This window comes from Sphingorhabdus wooponensis, from assembly GCF_003933235.1.
GTDB lineage: Bacteria > Pseudomonadota > Alphaproteobacteria > Sphingomonadales > Sphingomonadaceae > Sphingorhabdus_B > Sphingorhabdus_B wooponensis.
On the sequence record NZ_RWJI01000001.1, the window covers coordinates 1 to 14041 of the forward strand.

Below are 14041 nucleotides of genomic sequence, written 5' to 3' on the forward strand. Positions count from 1 at the left end.
GCGCAGCGATGTCCGCCACGGCGGTGGCTGCTTGGACCGCAACGAGCGCAAGCTACAACAAGGCTGCGGCGGCCTCTGCTGCCACCATCACAGCGTCGGGCTATAATATCGACGTTTCGGCGGCAACCGGGACTAGCGGCTGGACTATAACCAACCAAGGAGGTGCGTCTGCTGTAACGCTGACTGGATCAAGTTTGGCTGATATCATCACGGGTGGTTCCGACAATGATACCCTGACCGGTGGCGCCGGCGATGATACACTAACCGGTGGAAGTGGTGCAGATACACTCACTGGCGGCACAGGCGCCGACACTATAGTGCTAACTGGGGACAGCGCTTCCGATCTGGTCGTCACTGCTTCAGGCGATGGCGCAGGCTTCGGCGAAACTTCGGGATGGGATGTCATAACCGGCTTCAGCGGAAGTGGTGCGAATGCCGATCGTGTTCAAGTTTCTGGTTGGACAAATCGTAGCAGTGGATCCTTCATTGGCGAAAACAACACAACCGTTACCGCAAGCAATCTTGGCTATCTGACCTCGACAATGAGCAGCAACTCAACTGTTGTTGACGAAACCGAACTACTAATTGTCTCGAATTCCACGGTCTCTTCGCTAGCGGATGTCAAAACTGCGCTTGGGAGCGCTTATAATTTGACCAACCTGGACGATGGCCAGGTCCTTTTCTCTGTGAAGGGTGCCAACGCCAATGAGTGGTGGTATGGCATTTATCAGGACAGTGGCAACGACGACTCTATCAATAACTCTGAAATCAATATTCTAGGGGTTGTGACAGTCGCGTCTGGCCAATTTGGCGCCGATGCTTTCTGGCAGTCTGGCGTCCTGCTCAACTTGCCGCCCGTAGTAAACGCGCGCGCGATAGAGAATGGTGTTCAGGTGTCGAGTAATGACGCGGGCACAATCAACATCGGCGGAACGCAGGTTGACAATCCGAATATCTCTGCAGGCGGCACTGCAACTGTGGGTGTACAGGCAGCAGCCATAAGCGGTACAGCTTCGGTCACCGACACATTTGGTGCTACAGGCAACGCGAATGGTGATTCCGGATGGTTGCCTGCAGACACGATTTATGGATTGGGTACGTCTGGTGCCGACACAATCACCGGCAACTTTGCCTGGGGCTTTGGTGGCGACGATATTTTGACTGGTACAGCCACAACGGATTATCTTTTCGGTGGTCCCGGCGCCGATTTGTTTAGCCCTGGCGATGGTGCAGATTATGTTTATACCGGTGGCGGTTCCGAAACAGTGAATCTCTCAGTTGACGGAGATACCGATCGAATTGTGTTTTCCGCGGCCACTTCGCCCCAAATCAGTACAAGTGGAAACCGCGTTGACGTCGGAACATTCTTTGATTTCTCGACGGACGCGCCTTCGAGCGGCGGTGACCTGCTTGTTATGTCTGGAGTAGCACTCGGCAACCAGCAAATCATTGTCCAAAATGACCCTGTCAGTAATCCTTACGATCAAGATTCTCTTATAGCTGCATTCAGCGGTAACTATGGTGGCCATGTCCAAGCAATTTTGATCATGATCAATGACGACCCTAATGATGCATATACTGATGGGGCTTACATCTACTTCTGGGATGACGCCGGTTCGGGTGATATGACAACTGCCGATGATGTTTATCTTCTTGGTATCGTTGCGGGGGTAACGAATGCCTCATTTCTCTCAGATAACGTGACATTTGGATAGCAGTAAGACCAAAGGGGAATTGCTACACGCGGGAGCCAGCGCAGTTTGCGCCTAGCTCCCGCCAGTATTTCTCTTCAGCTGAAAGCAGTTTACGATATAAGCCTCTCGCACTATTGGGCGATTCAGCAGATGCGGGTACTGAAGGTGATCTAAGCCGATCATAATCTGACCGAGGATTGCATTAAACTTGTCGGCTGCGGCACCGCGCATGTGTGCCGCCCACACGGGTTCAGTCCAGCAAGCTTATACTACAGCGGGTTTCGAATTGTCTGGATATAAATAGCGTGGTCCGCCGACTATTTTATGTGGCGGACCCTGAAAAACAGATTTGGATGCTGGCACATACCAGCTGGTTCAAATAAGTGCTGCGGCCTTATGCCGCATTAGCTGCTAAGCTTGTCTCAATTTCCTCTTTCAAGCTCCGTACATATGCCGAGCGGGCAGTTTGATAGATAGCTGTCTGAGCACGGAAACGATCGATTTCGACGTTCACGGCATGAAGGTGAGCGGCGATAGCCTTCGCCTTATCCGACAGGCTATCGAGCTCGTATTCGGTATCATCAATTTTTACTTTGGTCATAAACGGAAGTCCTCTTTCCTGTAAAAGTCTAGTTATTGGCTGAGATGCCGGTTTGTTTTGGGACGTGCGTGCTTGGCGGTAACATAATTCCAAAATTATGGAACTCAACGCGCCGCACGTCAAAGACCAAGTTCAAAAATGTGCCAGCTCCATGGCTTTTGACCTGCCAAAGTTACGGCCCGACCCCAGCGCATATTTTTTGCCAAAATACCTTATAAGGAGGGTCAGAGCTGGTCTCTGGGGATACGCCGCACGCACAATTTCTATGGTCGGTGCGCGATCTGTTTGTGGGTTAATGTGCCTTGGCCTTACTACCGCGCTTGCGCTTTGCCGCTGCAGCTGGTGCTGCATTTACGGCAGGCGCTGCTTTTGCCGCTGGTAGCGTTTTGGGTTCTGTTGAGATGGCCTCGATATCTTCCTTCAAGCTGCGCACATAAGCGGCGCGGGCGGTATGGTAGATAGCGGTCTGCGCTTGGAGGCGATCAATTTCGAAATTAACGGCCTGAAGATGAGCAGCGATAGCCTTTGCCTTGTCAGACAGGCTATCCAGTTCATACTCGTTGTCATCGATTTTGACTTTGGTCATTTAACGGATCCCTTGGTTCTCTTTGAAAAGTCTGCGCTCAACATATTTTTATCAAATAATTTACAATAAGCTATTCGCTTAGAAATTGTTTTATATAGAAAAAATATCTTAGACTTTATGATTTAACCGGAGGCACGGGGCGTGTAAAGCGCCATGTAAAATTGTCTTCTTTACGCCGAGGCGCGGTCGAGGGCCGATGCAAATTGCTGACTGGCCCATTGGGTACCCGGTACCGATTTCCACTGCCTACGCGTCATCCGAGCCATGCAGCACTTTGCGGAGCATCGATCGATGGCCGACGCCAGACGTTCGCGGTTGTCCCACTCGGACAGGCTCGCATCCATATGCAAAAAGAAATCCAACGCTGAGTATAAAAATGCAAATGTTATTATTTGTTAAATAACTCGGATAATCGATAAGTTAATTGCTTGCAGAAAGCATTGGCGTTAGTTGCGCAGCCGAGACAATTCAAAAACATCTAGGGAATATCTCTATCATGCGATCCCTTGTTTATTTCGACATGCGTGTTTGGCTTTCTGTCTTTGGTGCTTTGTTAGTTTCAGGATCGCCCGCCGTTGCCGGCGTACTCGGTAATGCCGGTTCACCGCTAAAGCAGGATTTAGCCACAGGTACAGGTTTAGCCTCAGGCAAGGGCGTATATGGGCCGCCCAGTCCAAAGACGGTCTCTACTGATCTTGCGAATGCCTCCTGGCAAGATCCGCCCTCTGAGGTGTCGCAAGTTCTTCTCGATGTAGTGCGGTCGACATCTGCTAGCCATCCGGCAGCTCGCGCTGCGCAGGCTCAATTTCGTGCCGCAACTAGTGACGTGTCGGCGGCGCAATGGCAGCGCTTTCCGACGCTTTCGACCCAGCTAAGTTACGGAAACTTAAGTCAGCAGTCCCAGAGCTATTCGATTGCTCCAACGGTTACTGTTGATATGCCACTCTGGGCGGGCGGTAAGATCGATGCTACACTGAACCGGACACGTGCTCAGCAATGGGCTGCCTTCATGGCCCTTAACGAGACGCTTCAGGTACTGGCGCTAAATGTCTCACAAACCTACTTTGATATTTTAAGGTTGTCGCGCCGCGAGAGTTTGCTCGGAGAAAGTATTCGAGAACATGAGCAGCTTGTTGAAACCATGGAGCGCAGGGTCCGGCAGGAAGTCAGCCCCTTTTCCGACCTAGAACTTGCTCAATCTCGTCTTGCGCAAATTCGGCAGGAGGCGGACATTATGCGCGCGCAGCGGCTAGCGTCACAACGCTTCTTTATCGAATTGGCTGGCAACGAGGCGTTCGATTTTACAAGCTTTCCATCAACGCCGCCGGAAGTTGTCGCCTATGAATGGAGTGGCGTTGAGAACGAGGCGCTCGCGTATGATCCGTCTCTTCGAAGGCAAAGCGCCTTGGCAGACGTAGCGAAAGCTGAAGGAGATATGACTAAGGCGTCAATTTTCCCTCAGGTGAGTGCGCAGTATAGTCACAATGATTTATTCGGCAGCCGTGTTGGATTGGTTGTAAAGCTGCAGTCAGTTGGGGGCCTTTCCCAATTTTCAGCGGTAGAAAGTGCCCGTCTGCGGCTTGAGGGAGCAATTGACCAGATCGCTGGGGTACAGAGGCAAGTGCGTCAACAGGTCAGTAATGATGTCATTGAAAACGACGCTGCCCTCGCTCGTCTAAAAAATAGTTCGGTCGCGGCGGCGACTGCGGGACGAATTAAGGATAGCTACATGCGGCAGTTTATCTCCGGTCGCCGTTCGTGGCTCGATGTCATGAATTCATTGCGCGAAAGCGTGAATGCACAGCTGAATGAGGTGGATGCTATAGTTTCTGCTTCTGCGTCCGCTGTTCGCATTGCTATCCGCACAGGCGCCTGGCGGCCCTTCAAAGATCCTAGCTCGGAGTGACGACCATTACTGTTTCCATATCGCAAATTGTTGGCCGAATAGCGTCGCTTCGTCGGATCGATCTGAGCCCAGACTGGGCAGAAAACGCCCTGCTAATATCGGCTGATTATGAATTTGCACTCTTTGATCTTTGCGAAGCTGTAGGCTGGCCGGAGCCCACAGTTCTTCTGCACGTGCCGGGTGCGCACGAATTTCCTTTAATGGCTTTTCATCCGGTACATGGTTGGGCGATCGCCGAGCGGCTAGAAGATGGAGGCGAAGTCCGTGTGCTTTTAGGCGTGGGTAGCGCCCTCTGGTCAGTCTCTGACGGCTGTTGTTTATACGACATTGTTATCCCAGCGCCGGTGCGTCAGCTGGCTTACACCAAGGCTATTGATGTTTTCCGAGATGCTGTATTCAAACGCAAGTCAACGCTAGTGTTGGCTGCACTCGCAACAATAGTCGTCAATCTAATTGCGCTTGTGACCTCAATCTATTCAATGCAGGTTTATGATCGGGTTGTTCCATTAGGCGCATTCTCGACCTTGCTTGTCCTTAGCTTAGGTACTCTAGTTGCGCTCGGATTTGACTATATGATCCGAATAATTCGGTCAAATATGCTGGAGCAAGAGGCTGCAAAGATTGATAGTGAGATTTCTGAGTATTTCTTCGCTCGCGCTGCTGATGTGCGGCTCGATGCTCGCCCACCTTCGATTGGCACGATGGCAGCCCAGCTTAGAGGCCTTGAGCAGGTGCGTGCTCTTATGTCGTCGGCGGTTCTGTTTGTTTTCGCCGATCTCCCGTTTGCAATATTTTTTATATATGTAGTTTATTTGCTTGGCGGGGTCGTAGCTGCCGTCATGTTGGTCAGTTTTCCTGTGGCAATATGCGCAGCTTTGATCTTTGCCCGTTTGATCCGCGAAGATACATATAAGTCGCAAGTTACTAGCAACCAAAAGAACGGTCTGCTGGTTGAAGCACTTGATGCAGCAGAAACAATAAAAAGTAATCGCGGTCAGTGGTCAATGCAGGCAAGATGGAACGCGCTTGTTGAACAAGTGCATGCCACAGAGCTTCCTGTTCGCTATCGTCAGGCAACCGCCAGTACATTATTCGGTACTATCCAGCATATTAGTTATATTTTCGTAATAGCGTTAGGTGCGTATGAGGTGTACGAGCAAAACATGACTATGGGGGCGCTGATTGCGTGCTCGATTTTATCAAGCCGAATTAACGGGCCTATGATATCGCAGTTGCCCAGTCTTCTCGTTCAGTCGAGCTATGCTCGGACGTCGCTTCAGATGCTAGATAGCATCATGAATCTTCCAACGGATCGTCCAGGCGGCATGGTGCAATTGCGGCCAAGCCGTTTGAAACCTCGGCTTGCGTTAAAGGATGTCGCGTTCGTGTACCCTGCTGCCCGCGCCGGGATTTCGGTTCCCTCGCTAGAAATTAAAGCAGGCGAACGCGTGGCGATTATTGGCGGAATAGGTTCGGGTAAGTCAACGTTACTGCGCATGCTGGCGGGCCTTTATGCGCCTATGCAGGGTTCTGTCATGATTGATAACCTTGATTTGTGGCAGGTCTCGGAAGACGTATTGCGAACGCACATCGGCTACCTCCCGCAGGACTACCGTCTCGTCAATGGGACACTCCGGGACAATCTTTTGCTGGGCCTCACTGAGCCTGGAGATGATGCTATGATGGCGGTGGCGGATGAAATTGGCCTTGCCGCTATGATTGCTACCCACCCTATGGGGGTAGATCTTCCAATCGCCGAGGGCGGGCGAGGTCTATCTGGCGGCCAGCGTGTACTAACAGGGCTCACGCGGATTATGCTCGCAAAACCGAAACTTTGGCTGCTCGATGAACCAACATCAAGTCTCGATGTCGATACTGAATTGAAGGTTGTCAAGGCGCTCAACAATCGCGTGCAGCCTGATGACACGCTTGTGATAGTGACTCATAAGCTGAGCCTCCTCAATCTTGTGCAGAGAGTGATAGTCATGGCTAATGGTCAGATTGTTATGTCTGGTCCAACATCAGAAGTCGTCGCTAGGTTACAGGGTAAAAGCAAACCTAATAATAACCAAGAGCCTTCCCCCGGCCCAGTGACAAATGGTGACATTAACAGCACGGCCAAACCTGCAGGAGCTGACGCGTGAGCCTTTCCTTTAAATCTAGAAGCGGTTGGCTAACGCCCGCAGCCGTGCTTATCTATCTCGTCGTGGGCTTTTTGATCGCCGCGTTCGTTTGGTCGCTATATGCTGAACTAGACCAGACTAGCCGTGCGACTGGGCAAGTTATTCCGACGGGGCGCGTCCAGGTCGTTCAAAGTAATGATGGCGGTGTAATCAAAGCGATAAATGTACTTGAAGGCGACAGCGTCCGTTCCGGACAGGTCCTGGTCCAGCTCGACGAGATCAAGATAAAGGCATCAGTCGATGAGGCACAAGGTAAGGTTGCATCACTGAAATCTTCTATGGCGCGCATTAATGCAGAACTGTTCGATAGGCCGTTAGTTTTCGATGAGGATGTAAGGAATTTTTCGGAGTTTGTTTCCAATCAGACCCAACTTTATAAGCAGCGCCGTCGCGCACTAACCGACCAGTTAGCTTCGCTTGAAGCAATGCTTACACTTCAGCAACAAGAATTAGACATGAACCTGCCGCTTTTAGAGCAGGGAGATGTCAGCCGAGCTGATGTCCTGCGGCTGCGTCGCGGCGTAACAGATATTCGTGCGCAGATGGTAAATGTTAAAAATAAGTATCTTCAGGATCTTCAGGCCGAATATACCAAGACTGAAGAAGATCTGGTTACCGCGCGTGAAATTTTAGCTCAGCGGCAAGATGCGTTGAACGATACCATAATTCGTGCACCTACAGATGGTGTAGTCAAAAACGTGCGCCTGACTACCTTGGGCGGGGTATTGAGGCCAGGTGATGAGGTGCTCACTATCGTTCCTACTGGGCAGAAGCTGATTGTTGAAGCAAAAGTTTCACCCTCAGATATCGCTTATCTTCGTGTCGGTCAGACAGTGTCAATCAAGTTCGACGCCTATGACTCGTCGATTTATAGTTCGGCTCAAGGTCTGGTTAGTTATATTGGTGCAGATACGCTGACCGAGCAAAAAGCAGGCGGCGAAATCGTTTATTACAGGGTTCATGTTACTGTTGATACGTCCCGTATGAAACCTAGGCCTGGAGAAAAAGTCGAAATACAGCCTGGAATGACTGCAACAGTTGAAATAAAGACAGGGCGTAACACTGTATTCCGGTATCTAACGAAGCCCCTTACTCAAGCTGTGGGTGAAGCGATGACAGAGCGATAATCGGGTAGCAGCGGCAGGGATTTTTAAAGATTTGGTTCCTGCCGCTTGCCAATCATTATATTACCTTACCTTACCTTTAAAAGCTTAGGCGCTTATGCATCCAGATTTAAACGCCTCTTTTCGGGCACTGCAGACCCTTTGACGTATTGGAAGAAGTCAGTTTCACTCTGGCAGCATTCTAGTCAGCTTTACCGCCCATTAGATCTTTATTGATTGCTTCAACAAACATTTCAACCGAGGCATTGTTGTAGCAGTTGCCTTTACAACTCATTGACGGGGCAGGCCATGACTATGCGAGACCGCTCATAGCTGCCCAAGCTTAGCTCTATTGCGCACGAATGTGAGTTAGCACTTTCAGATCTCGGCGCTGGCACTAACTTGACGCAGTGTAGGCCAATTACGGAAGCCACGCGGCGTCATCTGTATTAGCCCGCAAAGCAGCGCCGCTGACCAAATATGCCGCCGCTCCTTTAGTGATGCCGATTGCCTCACGTGAACAGAACCAAATCGTTAAAAGTCCAGTCTGAGCTCCACGGTGGGAGTAGAGCTATAAATTTTGACGATCGTTTCAAGCCAGTATTGCATACGTCATTTAAGAAGGGCTGTTTCTAAGCAAAACGAAACAGCCCCAGCAATCAATCACTTGCCATCAGATTGTCCTCGTAGTTTTTGATACGTAATAATCTATAGCATTAGCAAAAAGGTCGAAACTACTATTCAGGTCGACAGAAAGTGCGAAAATTTGGCCTGATTTGAAGTGGCATTGCCCGCACTAACTCTTTGAGTTCGATAGTTGGTGACCCCTACGGGAATCGAACCCGTGTTTCAGCCGTGAAAGGGCCGCGTCCTAACCGCTAGACGAAGGGGCCAATCACTTGGCGAGCCGCGCCTTTACGGGTTCGTTTTGCACTCGTCAAGGCCAAGTTCGCGCAAATTCAGTCTGCAAAGGCAATGTCGTCGACATGCAGCTCCGCTTTTGGCGTTGCGCCCCAGTCATCAACCTTCGCACGGCCTGCAAGCCAGTAGCGGCGGCCGCGGTCAGCGTGGAGCATCGTCTGGCCAAGAACGGTCTCGCCCTGACGAAAAGCCATGGCTTTGAACGATTGGCCATCGTCGCCTGCGACAATCGCGCGGACATGGTCCTTGCCGACAATATCGCACTTGATGATTCGTAATGGCCCCGTGACCACCCGCGGCCCTGGCCAGCCCATACCATAAGGTCCAGCCGACTCCATGGCATCGACAAAAATGGGGTTCAGGCCGCGTGGCGCGACTATGGCATCGATTAACAACGCCTTGGTCCCCGATGCCTTGGCGACGTCCGTTGCGAGCCTTTCGTCTAACCAATCGGCCAAGGCGTCAATTTTATCGCGCGCTACGGTCAAGCCCGCCGCCATGGCATGCCCACCGCCTGCGACCAGCAATCCAGCCTCCCGCGCAGAAATAATTGCCGCGCCTAGATCAACACCGGCGATAGACCGACCCGATCCTTTGCCGACGCCATTTTCGTCGACCGCAATGACAATCGATGGTTTGCCGGTCTTTTCCTTGATGCGCCCAGCGACGATACCAATGACGCCGGGGTGCCAACCTTCGCCAGACAACAATGCCACCGCGCGGTTGTGCTGGCCCGCCAGCATAGCCTCGGCCTCTTCCTGCACCACCGATTCAATCGCGCGGCGCTCTTCATTCAGACGGTCCAGCTCCATCGCGATATCTTGCGCTTCGATTGGATCTTCTGTGATGAGCAACCGCACGCCTAGGTCCGATTTGCCAACGCGGCCTCCCGCGTTGATACGTGGGCCTAAGGCAAAGCCGAGGTCAGAGCATATTGGCGCGCGGGTCAAGCGGCTCGCTTGAATGAGAGCAGAAAGGCCAATGTTACGGCGCGCGGCCATGACCTTTAGTCCTTGCGCAACGAACGCACGATTCAGCCCGCGCAACTGCGCTACATCGGCCACGGTGCCCAAGGCCACGATGTCGAGTAGCTCCATGATTTTGGGTTCGGGCCGTTCGGCGAAATAGCCACGGGTGCGCAATGTCCGGATCAGCGCTGCTCCCAAAAGGAATGCCACGCCAACAGCCGCCAGATGCCCGTGAGATGCTGCTTCGTCGGTTTCGTCGAGACGGTTCGGATTGACCAAAGCAAAGGCTGCAGGAAGCTCTGACGCGCATTTATGATGGTCGACGACAATGACCTCAAGGCCAGCGGCTTTGGCCTGCGACAAAGCGTCATAGGCCATAGCCCCGCAGTCGACGGTAATGATCAAGCGGCTACCGCCATCACCAATGCGCACGAGCGCCTCGCCGGAAGGACCATAACCCTCCATCAAACGATCCGGGATATAATAGCCTGCGTTCAACCCTAAGTTGCGCAGCAAGCGGATGAGGAGTGCCGCGCTGGTCGCGCCATCGACATCATAATCACCATAGACGGTGATTTGCTCCCCTGCCTCTACGGCCTGCGCCAGTCGCTGCGCGGCATTTTCCATATCCTGAAAAATGGACGGGTCGGGCATGAAATTGCGGATGGTCGGGTTGCGGTGTCGCTCGATATCATCGCGCGGGACACCGCGGGCCATTAGCAATTGGGTGACCAGATCATCGGGCTGAAAATCGGGGTCGCGGCTATCGGTACCGCTACCACGCCAATGCCAGGCTTGTTCAAGGACGGAATGATGGATGTTCAGGACAGACGACATGATGCTTCCCTATGGTGCGCTGCTGGTGCTAGCAAGTGGCGATGAAGCAACTCGCAATAATCTGGCACAGCATGACGGGCGGGTCTGAGGCCCTAGCGCAGGCGGCTTATGCGGGCGCGGCGCGAGGGCAGGGCGTGAAAGTGCTAATGCTGAACGCTGCAGAGGCGGACGCTGAACATATGTTGGCGGCAGACGGATATCTGTTCGTCTTTCCCGAGAATCTCGCGGCGATCAGCGGGGGCATGAAAAGCTTTTTCGACCGATGTTATTATCCGTGCCTTGGCGCGCTAAACGGGCGGCCTTATGCCATGATCGTGTGCGCAGGTTCCGATGGGCGAAATGCCGTCGCGCAGGCGGAGCGTATTGCCACGGGCTGGCGGCTGCGACAGATTGCGCCCAGCGTGATTGTGTGCACGCAAGCGCAGACCCAACAGGAAATATTGGCGGCCAAGATTATCGATAGTCATCACTTGTCCGCCGCTGCGGAACTGGGTGAACAGATGGCAACTGGGCTGCAAATGGGTATTTATTAAAAATCAGCCGAGATGGTCAGCCTTGCGATGTTCGCTCTTGACCCAGCGCACGGTGCCGGATGAGGCGCGCATCACGACACTTTCGGTGGTTATGCGGCCATCACGCAGGGTCTTCACGCCTTCCAGCAAGGAACCATGGGTCACGCCCGTGGCGGCAAAGATGCAGTCACCCTTGGCCAATTCCTCCAGGTCGTAGATCTTGTCCAAATCTTCGATGCCCCATTTGCGTGCGCGTAAGCGTTCGTCATCGTTTCGGAAAAGCAAGCGCCCCTTAAACTGGCCACCGACGCAACGCAAAGCTGCGGCAGCCAATACGCCCTCTGGCGCGCCGCCGCTGCCCATATAGATGTCGACTGTCGTATCGGGGTTCGTTGTCGCTATTACGCCCGCGACGTCGCCATCGGGGATAAGCATAACGCCGCAGCCAATTTCGCGCAGTTCGGCAATCATCTTTTCATGGCGAGGCCGGTCAAGGACGCAGACAATAAGCTCATGTGGCGGCACGCCTTTTTCGGCGGCAACGGCTGCGACATTTTCGGCCACAGATTTGTTGAGATTGACAATATTGGGCGAGTAGCCGGGGCCAACCGCGATTTTGTCCATGTACACGTCGGGCGCGTTGAGCAAATTGCCTTCTTCGGCCACGGCCAACACCGCAAGCGCATTCGGGCCAGCCTTTGCGGTGATCGTCGTGCCTTCTAATGGATCGAGCGCGATGTCGATCTTGGGACCAGTACCAATCGCGGAACCGACCTTTTCACCAATGAATAGCATCGGTGCTTCGTCTCGTTCGCCTTCGCCGATGACGACCGTTCCATCCATATATAGCTCGTTCAAGGCAGCGCGCATTGCTTCGACAGCGGCAGCATCAGCGGCCTTTTCATCGCCGCGACCAATCAGCTTCGCTGCTGCAATGGCTGCAGCTTCCGTCACGCGCACCATTTCCAAAACAAGGACGCGGTCGAGGATTTTACTTGCTGTAGTCATTTGAATTCCTAGCTATCTTATAATGATGGTGCGCGATCGGGGCACCCTCAACGGAACGACATTTCGGGGCTTAAATTCCGATAGGGAAGGCAAATGCCATTGTCGAGATTGCTTATCGCAATTTGCCTTCTCACCGAGATAGCAACGAAGGCTGCTGGGCAGGCAGCGATCAACGCAGATCAAACCGCCGCCGCACAAATCGATGATAACGGGCAGTAAGGAACCTGAGCAAATCCTTGGTTTAGGCGCCCAATATATGCATCACCATGGGTTCACCAAGCAAGCTATCGGAGCTTGCCAGCGCATCGATTGTATCATTGATCGCCTGCTCCGGTCCGGCATGCGTAACCATGGCAATTAACGCTGAGCCATCGTCGCTTGCCTCGGTTTGGATGAGGCTTTCAATCGACAATCCCGCATCGCGCATGGCCGCCGTGATTTCCGCGAGCACACCGACCCGGTCCGCCACCAGCATGCGCAAATAAGTTTTACCAATCCGATGGGCTGAGGCTGCACGCGGAAGCTTTTCAAGTTCAGCCGATGGCATGGAGAATGCGGGGCCGGTTTCCTTGCGCGCAATGTCGACCAAATCGGCAACGACCGCGGATGCCGTGGGCTTATCGCCGGCGCCTGCACCTTGAAATAAGAGGCGGCCGGAGAAATTGCCTTCGGCAACGACGGCGTTGGTTGCGCCAGTGACATGCGCGAGCGGATGGCTCAGTGGGACGAGGCAAGGTTGCACGCGCTGAAAAATAGTCGACGATCCATTGTCGCCATCAATCTCGGCAAGACCAATGAGCCGGATGCGATAGCCTAATGTCTTGGCTTGGGCGATGTCCGCCGCCAATATTTTGCGTACGCCGCGAGCTTCAACGCCACCAAAATCAATGACCGTACCAAAACTTAAAGACGCGAGAATCGAAAGCTTGTGCGCAGCATCTATGCCGTCAATGTCGAACGAGGGATCGGCTTCGGCAAAACCCTTTGCCTGCGCATCGGCCAGCACCTGGGCAAAGTCCAGGCCGTCGCGCTCCATCGTGGATAGGATAAAATTGCAAGTGCCGTTTAGAATACCATAGACGCGATCAATGCGGTTGGCGGCGGCACCATCGCGCAGACCTTGAATGACCGGAATACCGCCAGCAACCGCTGCTTCAAATTTGAGCGCGGTATGCTTGCTTTCGGCCAAAGCGGCAAGTTCTGCGCCATGATGCGCGATCATTGCCTTGTTGGCGGTCACCAAAGCGCGCCCGTTGGACAAAGTCTCCCGCGCAAGGGCCAAAGCCGGGCCGTCGGATCCGCCGACAAGTTCGACCACAACGTCAATGTCTTCAATGGTCGCAAGCGCAGCCATGTCGTCGACCCAACGATAAGGCGACAGATCAACGCCGCGATCCTTTGTCCGGTCGCGTGCGGTAATGGCTACAATCTTAATTTCGCGACCGGCCCTGCGGGCAATAAGCGCCGTATTTTCTTCAATCAGCCGAATGACTCCGCTACCCACGGTTCCAAGTCCCGCGAGGCCCACTTTAAGGGGTGCATGACGAACGGATGTGGACATTGTTAAATGACTTTCTGCCTAGAATCTGTTGGATTTATGCCGCGCTTAAGTGGAATTTGATGGAAACGCTAGCCCAAGCTTGCGTTGCCCTTGTGAGTGCACGCGCGAAAGGCATAAGACAATCGCAAGGCTGGCGCTAGGGCATGGCGTTCGCTAGAGCC

The 14041-nt window shown here is 53.1% G+C and carries 11 protein-coding genes and 1 tRNA gene; 6 read left to right on the forward strand and 6 right to left on the reverse strand.

Annotated features, from left to right (window positions below; all coding sequences use genetic code 11):
• Positions 1-1715, forward strand: a 1715-nt coding sequence (locus tag D7D48_RS00005) for a beta strand repeat-containing protein (RefSeq protein WP_425452493.1), incomplete at its 5' end; no start/stop codon positions are given.
• A gap of 373 nt (positions 1716-2088) precedes the next feature.
• On the opposite strand, the gene D7D48_RS00010 is transcribed toward D7D48_RS00005, so the two are convergent.
• A complete protein-coding gene (locus D7D48_RS00010) occupies positions 2089-2295 on the reverse strand; it encodes a DUF6447 family protein (RefSeq protein WP_125229358.1) in 207 nt (68 codons plus the stop codon).
• Positions 2296-2587: 292 nt separating this feature from the next.
• Entirely contained in the window at positions 2588-2881 is a 294-nt protein-coding gene (locus tag D7D48_RS10470; RefSeq protein WP_185739730.1) for a DUF6447 family protein, read from the reverse strand.
• Positions 2882-3377: 496 nt separating this feature from the next.
• Between D7D48_RS10470 and D7D48_RS00020 the strand changes: the two genes are divergently transcribed.
• From D7D48_RS00020 to D7D48_RS00030, 3 genes are read left to right on the forward strand one after another with little or no spacing between them, the layout of a single operon-like run.
• Positions 3378-4787 carry a TolC family protein gene (locus tag D7D48_RS00020; protein WP_125229359.1) on the forward strand — a complete coding sequence of 470 codons (1410 nt, stop codon included), beginning with the start codon at positions 3378-3380 and terminating at the stop codon, positions 4785-4787.
• Positions 4784-6931, forward strand: coding sequence for an ATP-binding cassette domain-containing protein (locus D7D48_RS00025; RefSeq protein ID WP_125229360.1), 2148 nt, complete (start codon positions 4784-4786; stop codon positions 6929-6931). The genes D7D48_RS00020 and D7D48_RS00025 overlap by 4 nt, the downstream gene beginning before the upstream one ends.
• The gene (locus D7D48_RS00030; protein WP_125229361.1) at positions 6928-8097 is read left to right on the forward strand and encodes a beta-barrel domain-containing protein; all 1170 of its coding nucleotides are present in this window, start codon (positions 6928-6930) and stop codon (positions 8095-8097) included. Before D7D48_RS00025 ends, D7D48_RS00030 begins: the two co-directional genes overlap by 4 nt.
• Positions 8098-8891: 794 nt before the next feature.
• Here D7D48_RS00030 and D7D48_RS00035 read toward each other — a convergent pair.
• Both D7D48_RS00035 and recJ read right to left on the reverse strand, forming a co-directional pair.
• Positions 8892-8966 (reverse strand) — tRNA-Glu (locus tag D7D48_RS00035).
• 66 nt (positions 8967-9032) lie between these two features.
• A complete protein-coding gene (recJ, locus tag D7D48_RS00040; protein WP_125229362.1) occupies positions 9033-10799 on the reverse strand; it encodes a single-stranded-DNA-specific exonuclease RecJ in 1767 nt (588 codons plus the stop codon).
• Between the two features lie 41 nt (positions 10800-10840).
• Between recJ and D7D48_RS00045 the strand changes: the two genes are divergently transcribed.
• Positions 10841-11332 (forward strand): flavodoxin family protein, encoded by a 492-nt coding sequence (locus tag D7D48_RS00045; protein ID WP_125229363.1) that lies wholly within the window; start codon positions 10841-10843, stop codon positions 11330-11332.
• Positions 11333-11335: 3 nt separating this feature from the next.
• Here D7D48_RS00045 and glpX read toward each other — a convergent pair whose 3' ends face one another.
• On the reverse strand, positions 11336-12319 hold the full coding sequence (gene glpX, locus D7D48_RS00050) for a class II fructose-bisphosphatase (protein WP_125229364.1): 984 nt from the start codon (positions 12317-12319) through the stop codon (positions 11336-11338).
• Between the two features lie 93 nt (positions 12320-12412).
• Here glpX and D7D48_RS10610 point away from each other — a divergent pair, with 93 nt between their 5' ends.
• On the forward strand, positions 12413-12538 hold the full coding sequence (locus tag D7D48_RS10610) for a hypothetical protein (RefSeq protein WP_281274240.1): 126 nt from the start codon (positions 12413-12415) through the stop codon (positions 12536-12538).
• A gap of 22 nt (positions 12539-12560) precedes the next feature.
• Here the strand turns inward: D7D48_RS10610 and D7D48_RS00055 are convergent, their stop codons facing one another.
• Positions 12561-13880, reverse strand: coding sequence for a homoserine dehydrogenase (locus D7D48_RS00055; RefSeq protein ID WP_125229365.1), 1320 nt, complete (start codon positions 13878-13880; stop codon positions 12561-12563).
• Positions 13881-14041: the final 161 nt, after the last annotated feature.